This window comes from uncultured Maribacter sp. (assembly GCF_963975365.1).
GTDB lineage: Bacteria > Bacteroidota > Bacteroidia > Flavobacteriales > Flavobacteriaceae > Maribacter.
Window position 1 is genome coordinate 17031 of record NZ_CAXBGF010000015.1, and the last position, 21915, is coordinate 38945.

General features: G+C 34.8%; 23 protein-coding genes and 1 tRNA gene. 11 read left to right on the forward strand and 13 right to left on the reverse strand.

Annotated features, from left to right (window positions below; genetic code table 11):
- Positions 1–105: 105 nt before the first annotated feature.
- Positions 106–588, reverse strand: a complete 483-nt coding sequence (locus AACZ49_RS15095) for an NAD(P)H-binding protein (RefSeq protein WP_339656817.1) — start codon at positions 586–588, stop codon at positions 106–108.
- An 832-nt stretch (positions 589–1420) separates the two neighbouring features.
- On the opposite strand from AACZ49_RS15095, the gene AACZ49_RS15100 reads away from it, so the two are divergent.
- Positions 1421–2677: a tyrosine-type recombinase/integrase gene (locus AACZ49_RS15100; RefSeq protein ID WP_339656660.1), complete on the forward strand. Its 1257-nt coding sequence runs from the start codon at positions 1421–1423 to the stop codon at positions 2675–2677.
- A 968-nt stretch (positions 2678–3645) separates the two neighbouring features.
- On the opposite strand, the gene AACZ49_RS15105 is transcribed toward AACZ49_RS15100, so the two are convergent.
- Together AACZ49_RS15105 and AACZ49_RS15110 are read right to left on the reverse strand one after the other, a co-directional pair.
- Positions 3646–3936: a type II toxin-antitoxin system RelE/ParE family toxin gene (locus AACZ49_RS15105; protein WP_339625827.1), complete on the reverse strand. Its 291-nt coding sequence runs from the start codon at positions 3934–3936 to the stop codon at positions 3646–3648.
- Positions 3929–4189 (reverse strand): type II toxin-antitoxin system ParD family antitoxin, encoded by a 261-nt coding sequence (locus AACZ49_RS15110; protein ID WP_339625829.1) that lies wholly within the window; start codon positions 4187–4189, stop codon positions 3929–3931. The genes AACZ49_RS15105 and AACZ49_RS15110 overlap by 8 nt, the downstream gene beginning before the upstream one ends.
- 699 nt (positions 4190–4888) lie before the next feature.
- On the opposite strand from AACZ49_RS15110, the gene AACZ49_RS15115 reads away from it, so the two are divergent.
- Entirely contained in the window at positions 4889–6145 is a 1257-nt protein-coding gene (locus AACZ49_RS15115) for a tyrosine-type recombinase/integrase (RefSeq protein ID WP_339656660.1), read from the forward strand.
- Positions 6146–7113: 968 nt separating this feature from the next.
- Here AACZ49_RS15115 and AACZ49_RS15120 read toward each other — a convergent pair.
- The 4 genes from AACZ49_RS15120 to AACZ49_RS15135 form a co-directional block, all read right to left on the reverse strand.
- On the reverse strand, positions 7114–7404 hold the full coding sequence (locus tag AACZ49_RS15120; protein ID WP_339625827.1) for a type II toxin-antitoxin system RelE/ParE family toxin: 291 nt from the start codon (positions 7402–7404) through the stop codon (positions 7114–7116).
- Positions 7397–7657: a type II toxin-antitoxin system ParD family antitoxin gene (locus AACZ49_RS15125; protein WP_339625829.1), complete on the reverse strand. Its 261-nt coding sequence runs from the start codon at positions 7655–7657 to the stop codon at positions 7397–7399. The genes AACZ49_RS15120 and AACZ49_RS15125 overlap by 8 nt, the downstream gene beginning before the upstream one ends.
- Positions 7658–8148: 491 nt before the next feature.
- Positions 8149–8225 (reverse strand) — tRNA-Ala (locus AACZ49_RS15130).
- 52 nt (positions 8226–8277) lie between these two features.
- Entirely contained in the window at positions 8278–9075 is a 798-nt protein-coding gene (locus AACZ49_RS15135; RefSeq protein ID WP_339656662.1) for a universal stress protein, read from the reverse strand.
- Positions 9076–9128: 53 nt separating this feature from the next.
- On the opposite strand from AACZ49_RS15135, the gene AACZ49_RS15140 reads away from it, so the two are divergent.
- From AACZ49_RS15140 to AACZ49_RS15175, 8 genes are all read left to right on the forward strand, one after another.
- Complete coding sequence (locus AACZ49_RS15140) at positions 9129–9629, forward strand: GNAT family N-acetyltransferase (RefSeq protein ID WP_339656664.1); 501 nt, start codon at positions 9129–9131, stop codon at positions 9627–9629.
- 12 nt (positions 9630–9641) lie between these two features.
- Positions 9642–10976 (forward strand): MATE family efflux transporter, encoded by a 1335-nt coding sequence (locus tag AACZ49_RS15145; protein WP_339656666.1) that lies wholly within the window; start codon positions 9642–9644, stop codon positions 10974–10976.
- Between the two features lie 115 nt (positions 10977–11091).
- Entirely contained in the window at positions 11092–11859 is a 768-nt protein-coding gene (locus tag AACZ49_RS15150) for an enoyl-CoA hydratase/isomerase family protein (protein ID WP_339656668.1), read from the forward strand.
- A 169-nt stretch (positions 11860–12028) separates the two neighbouring features.
- Entirely contained in the window at positions 12029–12502 is a 474-nt protein-coding gene (locus tag AACZ49_RS15155; RefSeq protein ID WP_339656670.1) for a hypothetical protein, read from the forward strand.
- 56 nt (positions 12503–12558) lie between these two features.
- Entirely contained in the window at positions 12559–13008 is a 450-nt protein-coding gene (locus tag AACZ49_RS15160; protein WP_339656672.1) for a 6-carboxytetrahydropterin synthase, read from the forward strand.
- Between the two features lie 221 nt (positions 13009–13229).
- Positions 13230–13580, forward strand: a complete 351-nt coding sequence (locus tag AACZ49_RS15165; protein ID WP_339656819.1) for a hypothetical protein — start codon at positions 13230–13232, stop codon at positions 13578–13580.
- 337 nt (positions 13581–13917) lie between these two features.
- Entirely contained in the window at positions 13918–14079 is a 162-nt protein-coding gene (locus tag AACZ49_RS15170; protein ID WP_339656674.1) for a hypothetical protein, read from the forward strand.
- Between the two features lie 94 nt (positions 14080–14173).
- Positions 14174–14929: a UDP-2,3-diacylglucosamine diphosphatase gene (locus tag AACZ49_RS15175; RefSeq protein ID WP_339656821.1), complete on the forward strand. Its 756-nt coding sequence runs from the start codon at positions 14174–14176 to the stop codon at positions 14927–14929.
- A 615-nt stretch (positions 14930–15544) separates the two neighbouring features.
- Here the strand turns inward: AACZ49_RS15175 and AACZ49_RS15180 are convergent.
- The 5 genes from AACZ49_RS15180 to AACZ49_RS15200 form a co-directional block, all read right to left on the reverse strand.
- Positions 15545–16807 carry an MFS transporter gene (locus AACZ49_RS15180; RefSeq protein ID WP_339656676.1) on the reverse strand — a complete coding sequence of 421 codons (1263 nt, stop codon included), beginning with the start codon at positions 16805–16807 and terminating at the stop codon, positions 15545–15547.
- 113 nt (positions 16808–16920) lie between these two features.
- Entirely contained in the window at positions 16921–17283 is a 363-nt protein-coding gene (locus AACZ49_RS15185) for a hypothetical protein (protein WP_339656678.1), read from the reverse strand.
- 267 nt (positions 17284–17550) lie between these two features.
- Positions 17551–17730: a VOC family protein gene (locus tag AACZ49_RS15190; protein ID WP_339656680.1), complete on the reverse strand. Its 180-nt coding sequence runs from the start codon at positions 17728–17730 to the stop codon at positions 17551–17553.
- Positions 17727–19415 carry a single-stranded-DNA-specific exonuclease RecJ gene (gene recJ / locus AACZ49_RS15195; protein ID WP_339656682.1) on the reverse strand — a complete coding sequence of 563 codons (1689 nt, stop codon included), beginning with the start codon at positions 19413–19415 and terminating at the stop codon, positions 17727–17729. The genes AACZ49_RS15190 and recJ overlap by 4 nt, the downstream gene beginning before the upstream one ends.
- A gap of 103 nt (positions 19416–19518) precedes the next feature.
- Positions 19519–19947 carry an OsmC family protein gene (locus tag AACZ49_RS15200; protein WP_339656684.1) on the reverse strand — a complete coding sequence of 143 codons (429 nt, stop codon included), beginning with the start codon at positions 19945–19947 and terminating at the stop codon, positions 19519–19521.
- 113 nt (positions 19948–20060) lie between these two features.
- On the opposite strand from AACZ49_RS15200, the gene AACZ49_RS15205 reads away from it, so the two are divergent.
- On the forward strand, positions 20061–20663 hold the full coding sequence (locus tag AACZ49_RS15205; RefSeq protein WP_339656687.1) for a carboxymuconolactone decarboxylase family protein: 603 nt from the start codon (positions 20061–20063) through the stop codon (positions 20661–20663).
- A gap of 115 nt (positions 20664–20778) precedes the next feature.
- On the opposite strand, the gene AACZ49_RS15210 is transcribed toward AACZ49_RS15205, so the two are convergent.
- Entirely contained in the window at positions 20779–21906 is a 1128-nt protein-coding gene (locus tag AACZ49_RS15210) for a DUF819 family protein (RefSeq protein WP_339656689.1), read from the reverse strand.
- Between the last annotated feature and the right edge of the window lie 9 nt (positions 21907–21915).

A 21915-nucleotide genomic window follows, 5' to 3' on the forward strand; every position in this document is an offset into this window, starting at 1 on the left:
TTCGAACAGTATTGGGAAGCCACTTCGCTAAGCCAATTGATAGTCGTTATCCTTTCGCTTGTGTCCTTTTTTAATTTTAACTACTTATTCCCAAATTTTCATTTATTATAGTTTCGGGTCTTGGACGAGCTTTGCTATAAATGCGGCTATACTTTTACTAGAGATGGCGGATCCTAAATTTGGTGTCCCTTTTTGTGTAATAGCATAATCAATTTCATTTCCATTGGTAAACCAATCAGGTCTAAGAATGGTATAATCAATTCCTGACCCTTCTATTATATCCACTAACTTTCTATATGGAATCAATATCGATTTTAAAGGAATGTCATAAACACCAATGAATTTAAGGGCGATGACCCTTTTAACGCAAGTTTGTTGCATGGCCTTCACAATATTCTTTCCCATCCTTTCCAAGTCACCCGCAAAATTAATATACACGTTATCCTGGCCGGTAATCGCATTTTTAACTTTTGGATAATCAAAAATATCGGCCTCCACAACGTTTGAATTGGACATATCGTTCGCAATTATTCTTTTGTTTCTTCCAACAGGTTCAACGGAACGTCCTTTACATTTTAGGGCATTTATAAACTTTTAAACCAAACCCTCACGAAGCACCCTATACAATTACTTTTTTCATTTTATTCTCTTTTGTGGATCCTGATTATACTATCAATTTAAAGAGAATAAACCTTAAGAAGTTAACAGTGCAATCGGGGAAACCCTAAAACCCAAAAGGAAAATGGCATAAAGCTCTACCGAACCGCCATTGGCAAAACCGATTTTCTTTATGATACCAATCAAAAATTCAAAAAAAATTGGACGACTTGGATATGAAATCTGAATACGTTGAAACGGAAGGCGGCCATATCTGGAAAAACTGGCGTATTTATATTGCCGAACTTGCCACAAGACTGTTTTAAATGGTCTGAATTTTGAGGAAAACATCTTGATTTATGTCCTTTGCTACTTGTTCATCCTTTATTTTCCCTAAAATGAAATGATACAATTCTTCATTTATATCAAGTCAAATAAAATTGATTTCATTTTTTATAAAGCAACCATTAATGGTATCTTTTTTAGAAAAAATAAATAATAATTGATAAAAATTTTTGAATACGAATCTACCTTATTTTGAAAGCCATTTCCTTTTATAATTTCACACCAAAAAAAAGCTCCAAAAGTCTAAAACTCTTGAAGCCTTACTGTTATTAGTGGAGAATACCGGATTCGAACCGGTGACCTCTTGCCTGCCAGTCCGCAATTTAACACTTTTAACAAAATCAAAATTGTATACATTCTACTGATTTTCAGTTATTTAATAAGATTTGTATTCAAATGAATTCATTTGAATACAAATAAAAGTGTGCACAAAGTGTGCATTTTTATTCCTAACTTGAAGTAGTTTAAGCATCAAAAAATGGCTAAAGTTAGGCTCATATTAGATACAAGAAAATCATCGAAAAATGCTATTTCCAAACTTTTTCCGATTGCTTTGCGTGTATTCCATGCTAAGCCTAGAATTATTAGATTACCATATGAAACTTCAAAAAGTGGCTGGGATTCCAACTCAATTTCTTTAAAGCGGTCCGTTTTGGTTAATAAGGGCTTAGACTGCTCAAAAATCAATTATATACTTTATAATAAACTTCACGATGCCCGCAGCTTAATAAATGAGCTGGGTGATGCCATTCAATATTTGGACGTAGACACATTGGTTGAAGAAATCAAAAAGAAGTGGGAAAACCAGATAAGTCCAGAACTTAAAAGTAAGATGTCTAACGGATTGATGTTAACAGATTGGGGCCAAGTAATTATCGATAGAAAACTTAAATCCAATAAGCCAAGCTCAGCAGAATGGTATAAGAGCGGGATAAAAGCATTTATTAAATTTAATAATAACAAGGATCTCAGGTTAGATCAACTCAATGTGACCATGCTCAAGGACTATCAAATACATAAAGAGTCTGAAGGAGTGAAACCAAATAGTATTAGCTCCGTTCTAAGGGCGATTAGAGCCATTTACAATGCAGCTATTAACGAAGATAGAATAGAAGTGGCCAAGAATCCTTTTCATCGCTATAAAATCCCTTCTTCCAACCAAACAAAGAAAAGAGCGATTTCCAAAGATGACTTTCTAAATATTCGAAAATTAAACTACGAAAAAGGGTCTGCCTTATGGCATACTAAAAACTATGCCCTTATTATGTTCAATTGTCGAGGAATGAATTTGATAGATTTAGTAAAACTTAAAAAATCAAATGTTCGCCTAGAGAGAATATTTTATGGAAGAAGTAAAACTGGTGATCCTTTATCGGTTAAATTGACTTCCGAGTTGAAGGAAATTCTAGGTCATTATTTAGAAAACAAAAAAGATGATGATTTTCTATTCCCGTCGAATTATGACGGTAGCACAGCTAAATATGAAAAGTATAAGACCATTAGGAGAAGGGTAAACGAAAGGCTAAAGATAATTGCGGTAGATGCTGGGATTGAGCAACATTTTACAACCTATGCAATTCGTCATTCTTGGGCTACGATTGCAAAATTCATGGGTATTTCTACCGCTATCATTAGTGAAGGTCTAGGGCATAGTTCTTTAAAAACAACCGAAATCTACTTGAAACGTTTTGACAATGACACTTTGGACGAAGCTAACGAAAGAATTGTGGCTTAGGAGAATCATCCCAAATCTTACCATAACTTACTTGCGCATGGATCCTGTTTCGATTTTATAGTGTTCCGGTAGATAAGCGTAAAGTAAAATCGAAATAGGGCGCAAGCTACTTTTGATTTGGAACTCTTTCTTTTCGATTCATATTACTTTGCGACCATCGGGAGTAAAGCGAGTTTGTTTTTGTGGCAACAAAGACACATCTCGCGCTTCCTGACCAAACCCATTTTGAGTGCCAGATCGCCGATATAACTTTTGGTCTTCCATGACCCCTATTTCACCGTAACTTTTATAGTTCCGGGGCTAATTTTCCATCTTATAATATTTTTTAAATGCTGATGAAGAAAAAAATAAATTCTTCTCTAGTACTAATTGTATAAAGTAGATTTCTATTACATCGACTTTTTTAAACCGAATGTTGAAAATCAAAACGATTTAACGGTCTTTTTTCTTCATCAGCTTATTTTATCCAATTTCACCTACCTTCTTACCTTTTCTAGCAATTATGGGACTTTTGGCTTAGGTTACTTGTTTTTTTGATGTGACCTATGTTACCATTTCGGTAGGATAGGTAATCTTTAGGTAAGATAGATTTATAGAAGTTACCTGAAACGAGGTACAGGTACCGTTGGCATTCTTCATCCTTAGGTAACTAGGTAGATGCTATTCCATATTTTTGAAAATTTTAATGGATAGCCTTTATCAAAAAAGCCAGCTTAACCGAATATAATCCAAAAGTCATTGATAACGATTTGCTTTAGTGAACCAATTAATAATGTTGGATGGAGAAAGGTACGAGCTTCTTAGCCAATTTTTTTTCTTTCAATAGCCAATGAGTTTTACACAAATCTTTGATGATATGATGACAATGTCCGCTATAGCCCATAATCATTGCCCTTCTCTGTCATCATATCATCAAAAAATTTAAAATTAGTAATATGTTTTTTCCTTTCAATAGCAAAACTTAGTGTCTAAAGATGTCTCTTAAAATCTCTAATCTGTACTAAAATGCGAACAACGTATATTCCCTGTTTTGTTGGTTCGTAAAAGATGGTGTGTGCTTTAAAATTAAATCTTTTTAACAGAGGTGCAAATTCAGAAGCGGAACGGCCAAGATCAGGATTTTCGGCGAGAGTTTGCAAGAATTGTAGTAACTCGGTGACATAATCATGTGTTTGTGATTCCCCCCAGGTCTCCAAAGTATAATCTACTATATCGTCGATATCGCCATCTGCCTTTGAGGATAAATTGTAACTAGGCATTTTCCCTAGTTTTACGATTTTTAGCTGCCTCGATAATTTCTTCAACCGATCTATTTTTAGAACTCACCCCGCTATCATAACCTTCCTGTATGGCTGCTTTGGTAGTTATGAATTCCCTATTGCGCTCTTCGTCTAAACGAATTAGATGTCGCATATATTCACTGTCGTTGGCAAAGCCTCCATTTTCAATTTGGAGTTTAATCCATTGCTCTTGGGCCGTGGTGATAGTCAATGATTTTCTAATTGTAGCCATTGTTAAAATTTTAAATCACATACAATATACGTAATTAAACATATTATCAGCGCATAAATCATATGTTTTTGTCATATCCGGTTGTATATTAGTTGTTGGCAACAATCTAGATTCCTTTCTACAGATTTATTAAGCCCATTATCAAAACTTTTGAGTTTAAGTTTTATTTTATCTTTCAATCCAAACCAGCTATAAGCAAAAAAAAAGAAATACAAAACCATCAATAGCCTAACTAACTGTTTTTCATCTAATTGCTTGAGGTAATTTTTAAGTACGGAAGTTTGAAATAAAGCCATTAATTAATATGTAGTTTAACAATCCTAAAAGTAGGAAATACCACGCTAAATAAACTCAAATGAGTTCCTTTTAGTACAAATAAGACCAATTAATGTTAAATTTTACGTCAAAAGGAAGGAATCTTCAAAAGTGTGCACAAACTGTGCATTGCTAAAAATGAAAAAGCCCTCACATCTGTGAAGGCCCGTGTTTACTGGTGGAGAATACCGGATTCGAACCGGTGACCTCTTGCCTGCCAGTCCGCAATTTAACACTTTTAACAAAATCAAAATTGTATACATTCTACTGATTTTCAGTTATTTAATAAGATTTGTATTCAAATGAATTCATTTGAATACAAATAAAAGTGTGCACAAAGTGTGCATTTTTATTCCTAACTTGAAGTAGTTTAAGCATCAAAAAATGGCTAAAGTTAGGCTCATATTAGATACAAGAAAATCATCGAAAAATGCTATTTCCAAACTTTTTCCGATTGCTTTGCGTGTATTCCATGCTAAGCCTAGAATTATTAGATTACCATATGAAACTTCAAAAAGTGGCTGGGATTCCAACTCAATTTCTTTAAAGCGGTCCGTTTTGGTTAATAAGGGCTTAGACTGCTCAAAAATCAATTATATACTTTATAATAAACTTCACGATGCCCGCAGCTTAATAAATGAGCTGGGTGATGCCATTCAATATTTGGACGTAGACACATTGGTTGAAGAAATCAAAAAGAAGTGGGAAAACCAGATAAGTCCAGAACTTAAAAGTAAGATGTCTAACGGATTGATGTTAACAGATTGGGGCCAAGTAATTATCGATAGAAAACTTAAATCCAATAAGCCAAGCTCAGCAGAATGGTATAAGAGCGGGATAAAAGCATTTATTAAATTTAATAATAACAAGGATCTCAGGTTAGATCAACTCAATGTGACCATGCTCAAGGACTATCAAATACATAAAGAGTCTGAAGGAGTGAAACCAAATAGTATTAGCTCCGTTCTAAGGGCGATTAGAGCCATTTACAATGCAGCTATTAACGAAGATAGAATAGAAGTGGCCAAGAATCCTTTTCATCGCTATAAAATCCCTTCTTCCAACCAAACAAAGAAAAGAGCGATTTCCAAAGATGACTTTCTAAATATTCGAAAATTAAACTACGAAAAAGGGTCTGCCTTATGGCATACTAAAAACTATGCCCTTATTATGTTCAATTGTCGAGGAATGAATTTGATAGATTTAGTAAAACTTAAAAAATCAAATGTTCGCCTAGAGAGAATATTTTATGGAAGAAGTAAAACTGGTGATCCTTTATCGGTTAAATTGACTTCCGAGTTGAAGGAAATTCTAGGTCATTATTTAGAAAACAAAAAAGATGATGATTTTCTATTCCCGTCGAATTATGACGGTAGCACAGCTAAATATGAAAAGTATAAGACCATTAGGAGAAGGGTAAACGAAAGGCTAAAGATAATTGCGGTAGATGCTGGGATTGAGCAACATTTTACAACCTATGCAATTCGTCATTCTTGGGCTACGATTGCAAAATTCATGGGTATTTCTACCGCTATCATTAGTGAAGGTCTAGGGCATAGTTCTTTAAAAACAACCGAAATCTACTTGAAACGTTTTGACAATGACACTTTGGACGAAGCTAACGAAAGAATTGTGGCTTAGGAGAATCATCCCAAATCTTACCATAACTTACTTGCGCATGGATCCTGTTTCGATTTTATAGTGTTCCGGTAGATAAGCGTAAAGTAAAATCGAAATAGGGCGCAAGCTACTTTTGATTTGGAACTCTTTCTTTTCGATTCATATTACTTTGCGACCATCGGGAGTAAAGCGAGTTTGTTTTTGTGGCAACAAAGACACATCTCGCGCTTCCTGACCAAACCCATTTTGAGTGCCAGATCGCCGATATAACTTTTGGTCTTCCATGACCCCTATTTCACCGTAACTTTTATAGTTCCGGGGCTAATTTTCCATCTTATAATATTTTTTAAATGCTGATGAAGAAAAAAATAAATTCTTCTCTAGTACTAATTGTATAAAGTAGATTTCTATTACATCGACTTTTTTAAACCGAATGTTGAAAATCAAAACGATTTAACGGTCTTTTTTCTTCATCAGCTTATTTTATCCAATTTCACCTACCTTCTTACCTTTTCTAGCAATTATGGGACTTTTGGCTTAGGTTACTTGTTTTTTTGATGTGACCTATGTTACCATTTCGGTAGGATAGGTAATCTTTAGGTAAGATAGATTTATAGAAGTTACCTGAAACGAGGTACAGGTACCGTTGGCATTCTTCATCCTTAGGTAACTAGGTAGATGCTATTCCATATTTTTGAAAATTTTAATGGATAGCCTTTATCAAAAAAGCCAGCTTAACCGAATATAATCCAAAAGTCATTGATAACGATTTGCTTTAGTGAACCAATTAATAATGTTGGATGGAGAAAGGTACGAGCTTCTTAGCCAATTTTTTTTCTTTCAATAGCCAATGAGTTTTACACAAATCTTTGATGATATGATGACAATGTCCGCTATAGCCCATAATCATTGCCCTTCTCTGTCATCATATCATCAAAAAATTTAAAATTAGTAATATGTTTTTTCCTTTCAATAGCAAAACTTAGTGTCTAAAGATGTCTCTTAAAATCTCTAATCTGTACTAAAATGCGAACAACGTATATTCCCTGTTTTGTTGGTTCGTAAAAGATGGTGTGTGCTTTAAAATTAAATCTTTTTAACAGAGGTGCAAATTCAGAAGCGGAACGGCCAAGATCAGGATTTTCGGCGAGAGTTTGCAAGAATTGTAGTAACTCGGTGACATAATCATGTGTTTGTGATTCCCCCCAGGTCTCCAAAGTATAATCTACTATATCGTCGATATCGCCATCTGCCTTTGAGGATAAATTGTAACTAGGCATTTTCCCTAGTTTTACGATTTTTAGCTGCCTCGATAATTTCTTCAACCGATCTATTTTTAGAACTCACCCCGCTATCATAACCTTCCTGTATGGCTGCTTTGGTAGTTATGAATTCCCTATTGCGCTCTTCGTCTAAACGAATTAGATGTCGCATATATTCACTGTCGTTGGCAAAGCCTCCATTTTCAATTTGGAGTTTAATCCATTGCTCTTGGGCCGTGGTGATAGTCAATGATTTTCTAATTGTAGCCATTGTTAAAATTTTAAATCACATACAATATACGTAATTAAACATATTATCAGCGCATAAATCATATGTTTTTGTCATATCCGGTTGTATATTAGTTGTTGGCAACAATCTAGATTCCTTTCTACAGATTTATTAAGCCCATTATCAAAACTTTTGAGTTTAAGTTTTATTTTATCTTTCAATCCAAACCAGCTATAAGCAAAAAAAAAGAAATACAAAACCATCAATAGCCTAACTAACTGTTTTTCATCTAATTGCTTGAGGTAATTTTTAAGTACGGAAGTTTGAAATAAAGCCATTAATTAATATGTAGTTTAACAATCCTAAAAGTAGGAAATACCACGCTAAATAAACTCAAATGAGTTCCTTTTAGTACAAATAAGACCAATTAATGTTAAATTTTACGTCAAAAGGAAGGAATCTTCAAAAGTGTGCACAAACTGTGCATTGCTAAAAATGAAAAAGCCCTCACATCTGTGAAGGCCCGTGTTTACTGGTGGAGAATACCGGATTCGAACCGGTGACCTCTTGCCTGCCAGGCAAGCGCTCTAGCCAACTGAGCTAATCCCCCTTTTTTGAGAGGCTCAAAGGAACTACTTTTTCATAACCTATCAAAATCCTTGTTAATCTTTCTTTACACTTAGTACCAATACAGGAACAGGGGAATAAAATTCCGATTTAAGTATGGTGCTTTTCTCCCACATTTTCTTAAAAAAACCTCTTTTTCTTCTAAAAACGCAAAGTAAATCTGGGTGTTGTGCCTGAAAATGTTCCAATACCCCATGATACGTTGTAGAATTTTCGGTCAAGGTAAGTTGTGAGCTTATATCCATTAAAGCTGTATTCACTTTTAGGTCATCATCAGAATAACCTGGTGTTTTTACCAATAACAGATTTACTTTGGACTTATGCTTATTTTTTATTTCAATTAACGGATCAAGAATCCTATTTCTTTTAAGAATACCTGATTTAAAAGCAACCAAAATAGTACTAAACGATTTATACGTTGTTCCTTTCGGCACTATCAATGTAGGTATATTGGTTCTTTTTATAATTGTTCCTGAAGTTTGTCCTAGATAATATTCTTCTTGAATATCATTACTTCTAGGTGCCAAAATAATTAGATCAATTCCTATTTCTTTATCAATTTCTCTTAGTCCGTCTTTTAGCTCTCCATTAAAGCTTGCAATCTTTATAGATACCTCTTTTGTGTTGACTTGTGCTATAATTTCTTTCAATCGTTCCTTTCCACTTTCGGCAATTTTTTGGGAAACATTGGTTAACGTACCCGTTTTTCCAGTTACGTTGAAAACCTCCATAACATAAATTTTCGCACCAAAAGCTGCTGCAAAATCCACTGCATATTGTAAGGTTTCATTGGCATTAGAAGAGGTTCCGATTGGAACAAGAATATTCATCATGATAAAAATTGTTGATTATTACTCTAAATTTACGATTTATATAAATCGCTTTTATGATTCAACTGGCAAAGATATCGCAAATACCTGAAATATTATCCATGACCGATGCTTGTAGATTAGCCATGGAAGCAAATGGAATTTACCAATGGACAACCGAGTATCCGTCTAAAAAAGCATTTGAAAATGATATAGAACGTAATGAACTTTATGTGTTTCTTCGAGATAATGACATAGTAGGATGCATAGTCATTTCACTTTTTATGGACGAGGAGTATCGCACGGTAGACTGGCTGACAGAAAACGGCACAAATTACTACATTCATCGTTTAGGAGTACATCCTGATTTTCAAGGACTGGGTTTCGCACAGCGCTTAATGGATTTCGGGGAAAACTTTGCTAGACAACAAAATGCCCTATCCGTGAGGTTAGACACCTTTAGCCAAAACAAGAGAAATCAGAAATTTTACGAGCAACGTGGCTATACCAAATTAGGAAATATCTTTTTTCCAAAGCAAAGCAAACATCCTTTTCATTGCTATGAACTCGTATTATAGAAACCTACTTTTTTGAAAACTTCCGTTAATTTTAAATCTATAAACGCACTAGCTATTCCGGCAACAATTGCTGGTATTGCTGAACCGTTATTGTCAATTACCGATACGGCTATTGTGGGCAACATTCCCGTTGACGGACTAGAATCTTTGGCAGCTGCAGGTATTGTAGGCTCTTTTCTATCTATGCTTATTTGGATTCTTGGACAAACCCGTAGCGCCATATCTGCCATAATTTCTCAATATTTAGGTGCTGGTAAATTAGAAGAAGTCAAAACCTTACCGGCTCAAGCTATTTACCTCAACATTGCTTTGAGCATTCTTATTTTACTCTCTACAATTTTTGTTATTCAAGAAATCTTTGAGCTTTTAAATGCTAAAGGGAAAATTCTTCAGTATTGTATTAGTTACTATTCCATTCGTGTTTGGGGTTTTCCTTTAACCCTATTCGTTTTCGCTGTTATGGGCATTTTTAGAGGTTTACAGAATACCTATTGGCCCATGGTCATCGCCATTACCGGAGCTTTACTAAATGTGGTTTTCGATTTTGCATTCGTTTATGGCATTGAAGGTATACTTAAGCCCATGTATTTAGAAGGTGCTGCCTATGCGAGTCTACTTGCACAAGCGATTATGGCACTAATGGCTTTCTACCTACTATTGAAAAAGACAGATATTAGTTTGAAACTCAAATTTCCTTTACATACAGAATTGGGGAGATTAGTTATTATGAGCCTTAATCTTTTTGTTAGGGCAGTCGCATTAAACACCGCCTTAATATTAGCAGTAAGGGAGGCGGCCGCATTAGGCGACAAATATATTGGCGCACATACCATTGCCATAAATCTTTGGCTATTCTCCGCATTTTTCATAGACGGCTATGGCGCTGCCGGTAATATTATGGGCGGTAGATTATTGGGAGAAAAAAATTATGAAGGACTATGGCTATTAGCCAAAAAGATTACCAGATTCGGGCTTATAGTCAGCCTAGCAATTATGGCATTAGCTACCATTTTCTACAAACCTTTGGGTAGTCTATTTTCTAACGAAAGTGTAGTGCTATCTGCATTTTACAGTATCTTTTATATCATAATACTAGGCTTACCTACCAATAGTATTGCTTTTGTTCTAGACGGTGTGTTTAAAGGTCTTGGCGAAATGAAGTATTTACGAAATACTTTGTTGGTTGCCACTTTTTTAGGTTTTGTACCTATGCTTTTTATTGGGAAGTATTTAAACTGGGGACTTACCGGTATTTGGCTGGCGTTTACCGTATGGATGTTAATAAGAGGTGGAGCATTAGTGTGGAAGTTTAGAAGAAAATTTAAACCTTTATTGCAAAATCAGTAATTTTGTGTAAACTACCTCGGAACAAGCCCACGAGGCATTCGTAAGAAAACTACTTTAAAATTTCGAGGCAAACCTCGAAGTATTTAATCTTGATTATCGAGTTAAAAAAAATGCTATGGTTACCACAAGAGAAAATGGAAGTTTATACACCCGAATAGATGGTCAGGTAGCACATGTAGAATTTGGCCACCCAGCAAGCAATTCGTTTGTAGCAGATTTATTGCTCCGACTTACAGATACTATAAATGAGCTATCCGAAAATGCGGGTGTATCGGTTATCCTTTTAAAATCTGAAGGTGAAAAAGCATTCTGTGCAGGCGCTTCATTCGATGAATTATTAGCCGTTTCGAACTTAGAAGAGGGCAAAGCTTTTTTTAGTGGTTTTGCACATGTCATAAACGCTATGCGTAAATGCAAGAAAGTGATTGTTGGCCGTGTTCATGGTAAAACTGTTGGCGGTGGCGTTGGTCTTGCCGCAGCTTGTGACTATGTATATTCTAATGTTGAAGCATCTATTAAACTTTCTGAACTAAGTATCGGTATTGCTCCATTGGTCATAGCACCTGCTGTAGAACGAAAAATAGGCACTGCTGCATTGGCAGAATTGTCACTGGCCCCTACCGAGTGGAAGAGTGCTTACTGGGCGCAAGAAAAAGGCTTGTTTTCAAAAGTGTATGAATCTGCTCAAGAAATGGACAAAGAATTAGACTTCTTTATTCATAAACTAGTAAGTTATAATCCTGATGCATTAAGCGAATGGAAGAAAGTTTTATGGGAAGGCACCGAACATTGGGACGTCTTATTGACTGATCGTGCAGCCATAACGGGAAAATTAGCCCTTTCTGACTTTACACGCAATGCCCTATCAAAATTCAAAAAATAGACAATAACTGAAACAGCGGTTCGTTTTGTTTCTAAATCATTATTATGGAATTCTTTCAAATGTTAAACGGCAATCTCGTTTTCCCTATCCTTGCCCTTTTCGTCGTAGTACTCTATTTTGTGAATAAAGTGCGCGCAAAAAAAAAGTATAAAAGGTAATTCTATACCTAATGCAACTATTAGGTATTTGTGCATCTATTAGAAAATCTATTGCTATGTTCACAAAATTTGCCCTAATTCTTTTTTCATTTTCAATGGTTGCTTCTTGCACCGACAAAGATGAAACTACGCTGCAAGATTGCACAATGATTGCTTGCACACAAAATTTTGTGACCCTTACCGTAAGTGTAATAAATACATCAGGTACTACAATAGTATTAGATAGCTATGAAGTAATCGATGTTGATTCTGGCGAGAACTTGGTCGAAAATTTTAACGAAGTAGAAAATCAGTATTTTAAAGAACAAGGTCTCTATCCTATTCTTAATGACGCCCATAGAGTTCAATATCAAAATTCAACGGCAACCCTTTCTTTTAAAGGTTACATATCTAATGAAGAAGTTGTAAATGAAGAATATGTTGTGGCTGCAGATTGTTGTCATGTTAGCTTAATCTCAGGTAATACCGAAATTGTTTTAGATTGATTTCTAACGTTTAAATCTTTTTAAACTTCCCTACCTTTGTCTATTAATTGAATTCTATGGGCAACATACGTATTACCAAACAGTTTAATTTCGAAACAGGTCATGCACTTTATGGCTATGACGGAAAATGTAGAAACGTACATGGCCATAGCTATAAATTATCTGTAACGGTTATTGGAAAACCAATTACGGATACCTCTAATGTAAAATTAGGAATGGTCATTGATTTTGGGGATTTGAAAAAAATTGTAAAAGAAGATATCGTAGATAAATTCGACCATGCCACTGTTTTCAACAAAAACACGCCTCATGTTGAATTGGCAAAAGAATTAACAGACCGTGGCCATAATGTAATCTTAGCTGACTACCAACCTACAAGTGAGAATATGGTTATTGATTTTGCCGCTAAGATAAAGGCTAGACTTCCAAAAAACATTTCGTTGTTCTCACTTAAGCTACAAGAAACCGACACTTCTTTTGCAGAGTGGTTTGCTAGTGATAATTAATTTCATCAAACTTTAACTGTAAACATCGTTTTTATCTATAATTATTGTATTATTTTAAGGGTAATACCTTACTATATAACAATATGGCAAAGCATCATATTTATTGGTGGAATCTTGGAAACTTGTTTGATGTCGAAAATTGACCCCGTAGAAGTGAATTTCTAAACAACCATTTAGGTTCGGAACTTAAAGGTTAGGATTCAATTATTCTTGACAAAAAAATAGCCAATCTAACTTCGGTCATTTCAAAATTTAATGATAATAATGGTCCGGATATTTTAGGTGTCTGCGAGGTTGAAAACGAACATGTTATTGAGCTGCTTATAACTTCCATGAACACCGCCCTAAATAAAAATTACGGTTTTGTCATATCTGAAGGAGGTGATAAACGAGGTATTGATACTGCCCTTATTTATGATAAAACCAAATATGGTCCTGAACAATTAACCTTTAGCCTTCGCATTATAAAAAGAAATACTACCCGAGATTTATTTCAAGTTCATATTAACACTGCTAATGGGAACAAGCTTATTTGCATACTTAACCATTGGCCGTCTAGATCTTCTTGGTGAATTAGAAAGTGAACCGTTTAGAATTATGGTAGCGGAAAACTTATCTAACTAGATTGAAAGAATCTATAAAGAACAAAGTGCAGATGCCAATATCCTGATGATGGGAGATTTTAATGACAATTCCTTTAATAAGAGCATTACACTATATTTAATGGCAATTAATAATATGGCCCTGGTAAAAAGTAATCGCGTACGACTAAAATACTTCTATAATGCAATGCATCGGTTTTTAGATGCACAAATTGGCACGTTCGTATTCGGTAACGAATATAATATACTTGACCAATTCATGATCTCAAAAAGTATTCTATCTTAAAAAACATCGTTACCCTTTAAATTGAGTTCGATTTCTATTATAGATTATCCTGAGCTTACTTCAGGCTCCTTTAAAAGACGGTCAAGTTTGGGCAGACCTAATTCTTCTACTTTTAATCAAAATGGCTATAGCGACCATCTACCCATAAAAATGGTACTAATAGAAAAAGATTTAGCTGCTTAAATTTATTTTCATACAGAAGCTAAATTTTATTTAGAACTCTATTCCGTCTTTATACGCAAAACAGTTTTTATATATTTACATCCTAATGACGAACATTAAACTTCCGAAAGGGAAAAAAGTATATTTTGCTAGCGACAACCACCTAGGTGCACCTACTATGGAAGAAAGTAGGCATAGAGAATTGAAATTCGTTAGTTGGCTAGATTCTATTAAGGCTGATGCAGGTGTTATTTTTCTAATGGGCGACCTATTCGACTTTTGGTTCGAATATAGAACGGTAATTCCTAAAGGATTTACAAGAACACTGGGGAAATTAGCAGAACTTTCTGATTCAGGAATTTCTCTTTATTATTTTGTAGGTAATCATGACCTTTGGATGAACGGTTACTTTGAGGATGAACTTAATATTCCTGTTTATCACAAACCGCGGCAATATAACATTAATAGTACTTCCTTTTTTATTGGTCATGGTGATGGTCTAGGCCCTGATGACAAAGGATACAAACGCATGAAGAAGGTATTTACCAATCCTGTTGCAAAATGGCTCTTTAAATGGTTACACCCAGACATTGGCGTACGCTTGGCGCAATACTTCTCGGTTAAAAATAAATTGATTTCTGGTGATGATGATGCGAAATATTTAGGAGATGAGAAGGAATGGCTTGTACAATATGCCCAAAGAAAATTAGAACAACAACATTACGATCATTTCATTTTTGGACATCGACATCTTCCTCTGGAGATAAAGTTAAACGAAAAATCAAAGTATACTAATTTGGGAGATTGGGTCAATTTTTATACTTACGCAGAATTTGACGGAGAAAAACTTACCTTAAAAGAATTTAAATAATCACTTTATTTTGACCCTACCATAGTCAAAACAACTTGTAACCTTTTTCTTACAATAAAAATTAAAGAGTTCACAACAATAGTTTTATAAAACTAGCACTTCAATTTATCTTTATAGTGTCGTTAAGTTATAATGTTGAACCCAAATCTTTACATTACCTATAAGTTCCCTCCTTGATGACTCAAATCTTAAGTATTACCTACATTAAAGAGCAGCCCCTATTTTAGGGGCTTCTTTGTATATGCATGAATTCTTAAATGATCTTTAAAAGTTACTTTAAAGTAAAATATCATTTAAAAAATAAAAGCACCGTTAACCCTATTTTAATATTTAAGCACGTTAAAACAGCACTCATAATAATCATTCTAATCCTTATTTATCGTTTAAACATATTGTACTCCTTTTCTTACAACATATTTTAAGTAGTTCACAACATTAGTTTTAAAAAACTAAGACTTGGTTATATCTTTACATTGTTATTTAGTTAGAATATTGAGTCCCAAATCTTAATAGAACCTACAAGTTTCCCCACTTAATAACTCAAATCTTAAGTATTACCTACAAAAAAAAAAGTCCCTAATTAGGGACTTTTTTTTATACTTTATATTAAAATATCTAACCTTCATGCTCTTCAACATCTTTCTGTAAATCGAGCCTTCTAAAACCAGGGGATACAAAAGCGGTAATACCCACTGTCAACAAGGTCATTGTTCCTCCAAATACAACTGCCGTTACCGTTCCCATTAATTTAGCGGTTACTCCACTTTCAAAAGCTCCTAATTCATTTGACGACCCAACGAACATAGAATTTACGGAAGCTACACGACCTCGCATATTATCGGGAGTCTTTAATTGTAATATTGTTTGTCGTATGATCATAGAAACCCCATCTACCGCGCCACTTAAAAACAATGCAATAACCGATAACCAAAAATAGGTAGAAAGACCAAAAACGATCATACAAATACCAAAACCAAACACTGCAAATAATAATTTCTTACCTGCATTCTTATGCAAAGGAAAACGTGTAGACCCTAACATGGTAATAGCCGCACCCACTGCTGGTGCAGCTCTTAAAACACCAAAACCTTCTGACCCTACATGTAAAATATCTTGTGCGAAAATGGGCAGTAGAGCTACAGCACCTCCAAATAATACCGCAATCATATCTAGGGTTAAAGCTCCCAATATAGCACGTGTTCTAAAAACAAAATTTAGCCCTTCTTTTAAACTTTGAAAAACTGGCTCGCCTATTTTAGGATTTAGAATTGGTTTTTTTGAAATATTAAAAAGAGCTCCTAAAGCTATTAATGAAAAACCGAATATAACACACATAGACCAATGTACCCCAATAAAACTAATAGAAAAACCAGCTAAAGCCGGACCTATTACTGAAGCCATTTGCCAAGTGGTACTACTCCACGTAGCGGCATTTGGGTATATTTTCTTAGGAACTATTAAAGCTATTAATGAGAAAATAGTAGGGCCTAAAAAGGCACGAACCAAACCACCTAAAAAAACCAAAGCATATATACCGTAAAGTATCACCTTGGTTTCGTAGGTTTCTATAACCGAAGGCAAACTCAACAAAAACAAACCAAAACTTATTACTGAAAAGCCTAAAATACATTTCATTAAAAGATTCCGTTTTTCTGTTTGATCTACAATATGACCAGCAAAAAGCGCCATACCCACGGCAGGTATAACTTCCATTAAACCAATAATACCTAATGATAATGGGTCTTTAGTAATAGTATAGACTTGCCATTCTATGACAATAAACTGCATAGACCATGCAAAAACCATCGCGAAGCGAACTAAAAGAAAAATATTGAATTCCTTATATCTTAAGGCTGCGTAGGGATCATTTACGTTCATATGTAAATAGCTAAATAAAAATCAAAGATATTTAATAAAAAACCTGCCGTTTCATGTTAGTGAAACTTATTGTTGCTTTAGAAAATTAAAAAGTACTATGTAATTTTCAACCCTTAATCGATTCCCATTTCATCAAAAAAAGAATCTAATTGTAATTTAAATAGGGTACCCTTTATTAAATCTTTAATTTCTAATACTTCATGAAAACTTACTGCAAAGGTTATTTGATGGGCGGGTGAATTTAAAAGCAATGACCTACATTCCCCTTTCACTTTACAGTCTTCACATAATTTACCATTACCGCTCTGCAAAGTTTCATTTATACATTTTGAAAAATATTGGATTTCGTTAGGTGTTAACAGCAACCCAATATCTCTAAAAATCAATTGAACTTTCTTTGTTTTTTGGGGCTTATCGTGTTTCCACTGAAACGCTATACCAAAATCATTTTGGTAAATCGGTTGTATCTCATTCATAACTATCTAAGTATTTCATATAAATATATAAATCTTATTTAGAATTATTATAAATAATGAATTTAAATTGTGATTCCGATTTGATTGCCTTCTGGATCAAGAATAACACTTTCGTAATACCCATCAACCGTTGTTCTTGGCTAATCTATTATGGTGTAACCATCGCCCCTTAACCCATTAACAATAAATCTACCTTATCTTTTGCTCCCAATGAAATGGCCATATGTGCATAACCTGAGTTTATTATACTGGGGTTAGAAGATGTATTTATGTATGGATATACATTAATTCTATTCTTGACCCTTGTTTAAAACGTAAAAAATAAGATGTAAAGTTTTTGGTAGGATTAACGTATTTTTTTTCTAAAACTGCATTAAAATAGGTTTCATAAAAAGCACGCATTATTGCTAAATCGGTAACCCAAATAGCAATATATTTAATTTTCATTTTATGTCCTTAAGCTTTAGTTGCAGACTTACATTTCCCTGCCATTCGTTCTCATCAATTGAAAATACCGCATTAAATGGTTTTCTACTCGTCACTAAAGATAGTTTTTCGCCCATATTAAAACCGATACCATCAATCTTATAGCGGTCTTGCTGTACCACAGAAATTTTTAAATGTGCGGCATTTGCACCCACCCCTTTTGCATAGCCAGTATCATTTATATTTTCAGCCATAAATACAGGTGACATATTACCAGGACCAAATGGTGCGAACTGCTTTAATATTCGCATTAATTTAGGGGTAATTTCTTTTAATTCTATTATCGTATCAATAGTAATCTCAGGAATAAGTAATTGTGGGTCTATACTTTCTTTGACCACCTTCTCAAACTGATGCTTGAAATTTAGATACTGCTCTTCAAGCATAGTAAGACCTGCCGCATATTTGTGTCCTCCAAACTGTTCTATATAATCTGCGCATCCTTCTAACGCGTTATACACATCAAAGCCTTTTACAGACCGTGCCGAAGCTGCTAATTTATTGCCACTTTTAGTAAAAACCAATGTAGGTCTATAATATGTTTCGGTAAGCCTAGATGCTACAATACCTATTACCCCTTTATGCCAAGTATCTTTATACACAACAGAAGTAAAGCCTTCTTCTTCTTCGTTTTCTTGAATCTGAACCAATGCTTCTTGGGTAATTTCTTGATCTAGACCTCTTCTATCAGTGTTGAATTTTTCTATTTCTAAAGCGAATTTTATCGCTTGGTCCATATTGGTTTCGGTCAATAAATTTACCGCATGTTGACCATGTTTCATTCTCCCAGCAGCATTTATTCTTGGTGCAATTATAAATACAACGTCTGTAATCGTTAGCTCTTTTTTATTTAGCTGGTCTATAATTGCCTTAAAACCGATTCTAGGTTGTCGATTGATAACCTGTAGGCCATAATAAGCAAGAATTCTATTCTCTCCGGTTATCGGTACAATGTCCGCTCCTATTGCAGTAGCCACTAAATCAAGGTAATACACTAAATCATCTATAGTTTCTCCACGTCTCGAACCTAATGCCTGAATTAGTTTAAAACCGACACCGCAGCCACATAATTCATCGTAGGGATATGAACAATCTTTACGTTTAGGGTCTAAAACAGCTATAGCATTGGGTAATATTGTGCCAGGTCTATGGTGGTCACAAATAATAAAATCAATATTTTTTTCTTTTGCATAGTCAACCTTATCGATTGCCTTTACACCACAGTCTAGAGCAACGATTAAAGAAAATCCGTTATCCTCTGCAAAATCGATTCCCTTAAACGAAACTCCATATCCTTCATCATAACGATCCGGAATATACGTTGCTACATTTGGGTAATAACTTAAAAGGTATGATGATAACAAGGCAACTGCAGTAGTACCATCTACGTCGTAATCGCCAAAAACTAAAATATTTTCACCATTACCGATGGCTTCTTCAATTCTATTAACGGCAATATCCATATCCTTCATTAAAAAGGGATCATGAAGCTCGCTTAACTGTGGTCTAAAGAATGATTTTGCCTCTACGAACGTAGTAATTCCTCTTTGCAAAAGAAGTTGCGCAACCAAATCATCTACCTGAAGTTCATTGGCTAAAATGCCTATGTCTTCTTGTTTAGGTTTAGGTTTTATTGTCCAGCGCATTCTATTATGTATTCAGTTATTATCCTTTCTTTGCGATGCAGGAAGCAATCTTATAAATAGGAACATAAAACACCAAGATTCCTTTGTTCCAAACATAGACGTACTATTGGTTATGAAAAACAGTCTTTATTTCTAACTCAGCAAACTTTCTGAACATCTCCATAACTCCACAATATTTCTCTACGGATAAATCAACTGCTCGCTGAAGCTTTTTCTCATTTAGATTACTACCATGAAAATGATATTCTATAACTACTTTATCATAGTACTTTGGATGCTCATCTGTAAGATTTGCAATGGTTTCAATTTGAAAATCATCCACTTCAAGTTTCATTTTCTTAATCAAAGCGGCAACATCCAAACCTGAACAACCTGCAAGCGCAGATAACATAAGTGCTTTAGGCCTATATCCACTACCATCACCACCATCTTCTTTGGCAATATCTATTTTTAAAGAATGCCCAGATGGATTATTACTTTCAAAGGCCATGTTGCCCAACCATTTTGTGGTAATATGATTTGTTGTACTCATAATTTTTTGTTTCTTGTAAGGATACAAAAATACAACAATATCGGCTGTCATTTCTGAAAACGAAGTGAACGTCGAAACCAATAATTCGATTGACAAACAACTAAAAAGCACTTATGGCATTAGTAACACCGCTCGACCCAAATCATGATCCAGAAACTAAAGAACTAGCAGCTTTTTTCAATGAAACCCTTGGTTTCTGTCCAAACTCCGTTTTAACAATGCAGCATAGACCTGCTATTTCAAAAGCCTTTATCAACTTGAACAAAGCGGTGATGGCGAATGAAGGCCGTGTAACTTCTGCCTTAAAAAGAATGATTGCTTGGGTGAGCAGTAATGCTACAGGTTGCCGGTACTGCCAAGCACATGCCATACGCGCTGCAGAACGCTACGGTGCAGATCAAGAACAATTGGATAATATTTGGGAATATAGAACCCACTCCGCATTTTCAGAAGCCGAACGTGCCGCACTGGATTTCTCTTTGCAAGCTTCTCAAGTACCTAATGGTGTTGATGCTGAAATAAAAGAACGACTTTATAACTATTGGAACGAAGGTGAAATTGTAGAAATGCTCGGGGTGATTTCTCTCTTTGGATATCTTAACAGATGGAACGACTCTATGGGTACTTCTATTGAAACTGGTGCAGGCGATAGTGCCGACCAATACTTAGGTAAGCATGGCTGGGAGAAAGGAAAACATGATGGATCTGTTTATTAGTTGATGGTTTATGGAAATCAAAAATTACCTTTAATATTCCGAGAGCTATTGGGGGAAGCAAACAGTTTCATCTTGGATATCAAAGTGTTTAATTTCTTCAAATCTCGCAATGTTGTTAAACCACAAAATTTCTCAATAACCAAATCGTTAACATCCCCCAAAACGTTCCTGTCGCCATGCTTAAAATAGCCAAAACAATAGCATGTGGCATCCATTTTAAATTATAGGCAGCGGTAACCGCTGGCGCCGTAGCTATGCCGCCAACATTTGCCATACTTGCAATAGGCACCCATGCCATATTTACATTCAAGAGTTTTGCAATTAGTATCATAAACAAAAAGTGGCCAACCAACCACAATACCAGAAACCCTAGAAAAGGCATGTTAAACCCTAGCGTGGCAATTTGTAGTTTTAAACCTAAAACGGCCATAACCACAATAATTAGAATTCCACCTGCTTTTAAAGCGAATTTATAATTCCATTGTTTTATGAAATTGCTTATTGCCAATCCTAAAAAGGACAATAGCACCACTTTCGCAACAAAACTTTCTATTAAAAAATTACATAGAATTACTATTCCTAAAATGATAGCAACACTTACTAACGGATATAATTTAATACCTTTCTCTACTCGAATATCTTCGGGAATGGCAATATCGGTAACCCTAAACCATGCATTAAATTTGTCGCTTTTTTTTATACTTTGAAACATTAGAATTGTCCAAACATTCACTAGAATATTATCCATCACCAAAATGGTTAGAAATATATTCTCAGGGCATGCTACTAATTCTTTTAAGACCAACTGACTCGTACTGCCACCAATCCAACTTCCTACTATAGGCGGTATGCCCATCCAATATCCATCTTGTATCATGATTTCAGACACCAATTCGGTCTCAGAAAAAAGCAATAAAAATAAAATCGGGAATACTGCGATAAATAATGATCCAGATGCAAAGACCAATAAGGGTTTTAATCCAATAGCCTTAAGTTGAGTAAGGGACAAACTGCTCATCACAGCAATTATCGCTAAGGGAATAAAATAATCCTTACTAAAATCATGAATACTCGCCTGTGAATAATCGGCATTCAATACAAAGGAAATAATGGCAGGAATGATGTAGGCCAAAAGGATTGCCGGTACCCAATCAAAAATAGATTTGACGTGTCTATTTTCCCATCGGTCTAAAAAATATACTGCTATGACCGTGATTGTAGCTATTACCCATGGAACTATCATGGTAACAAT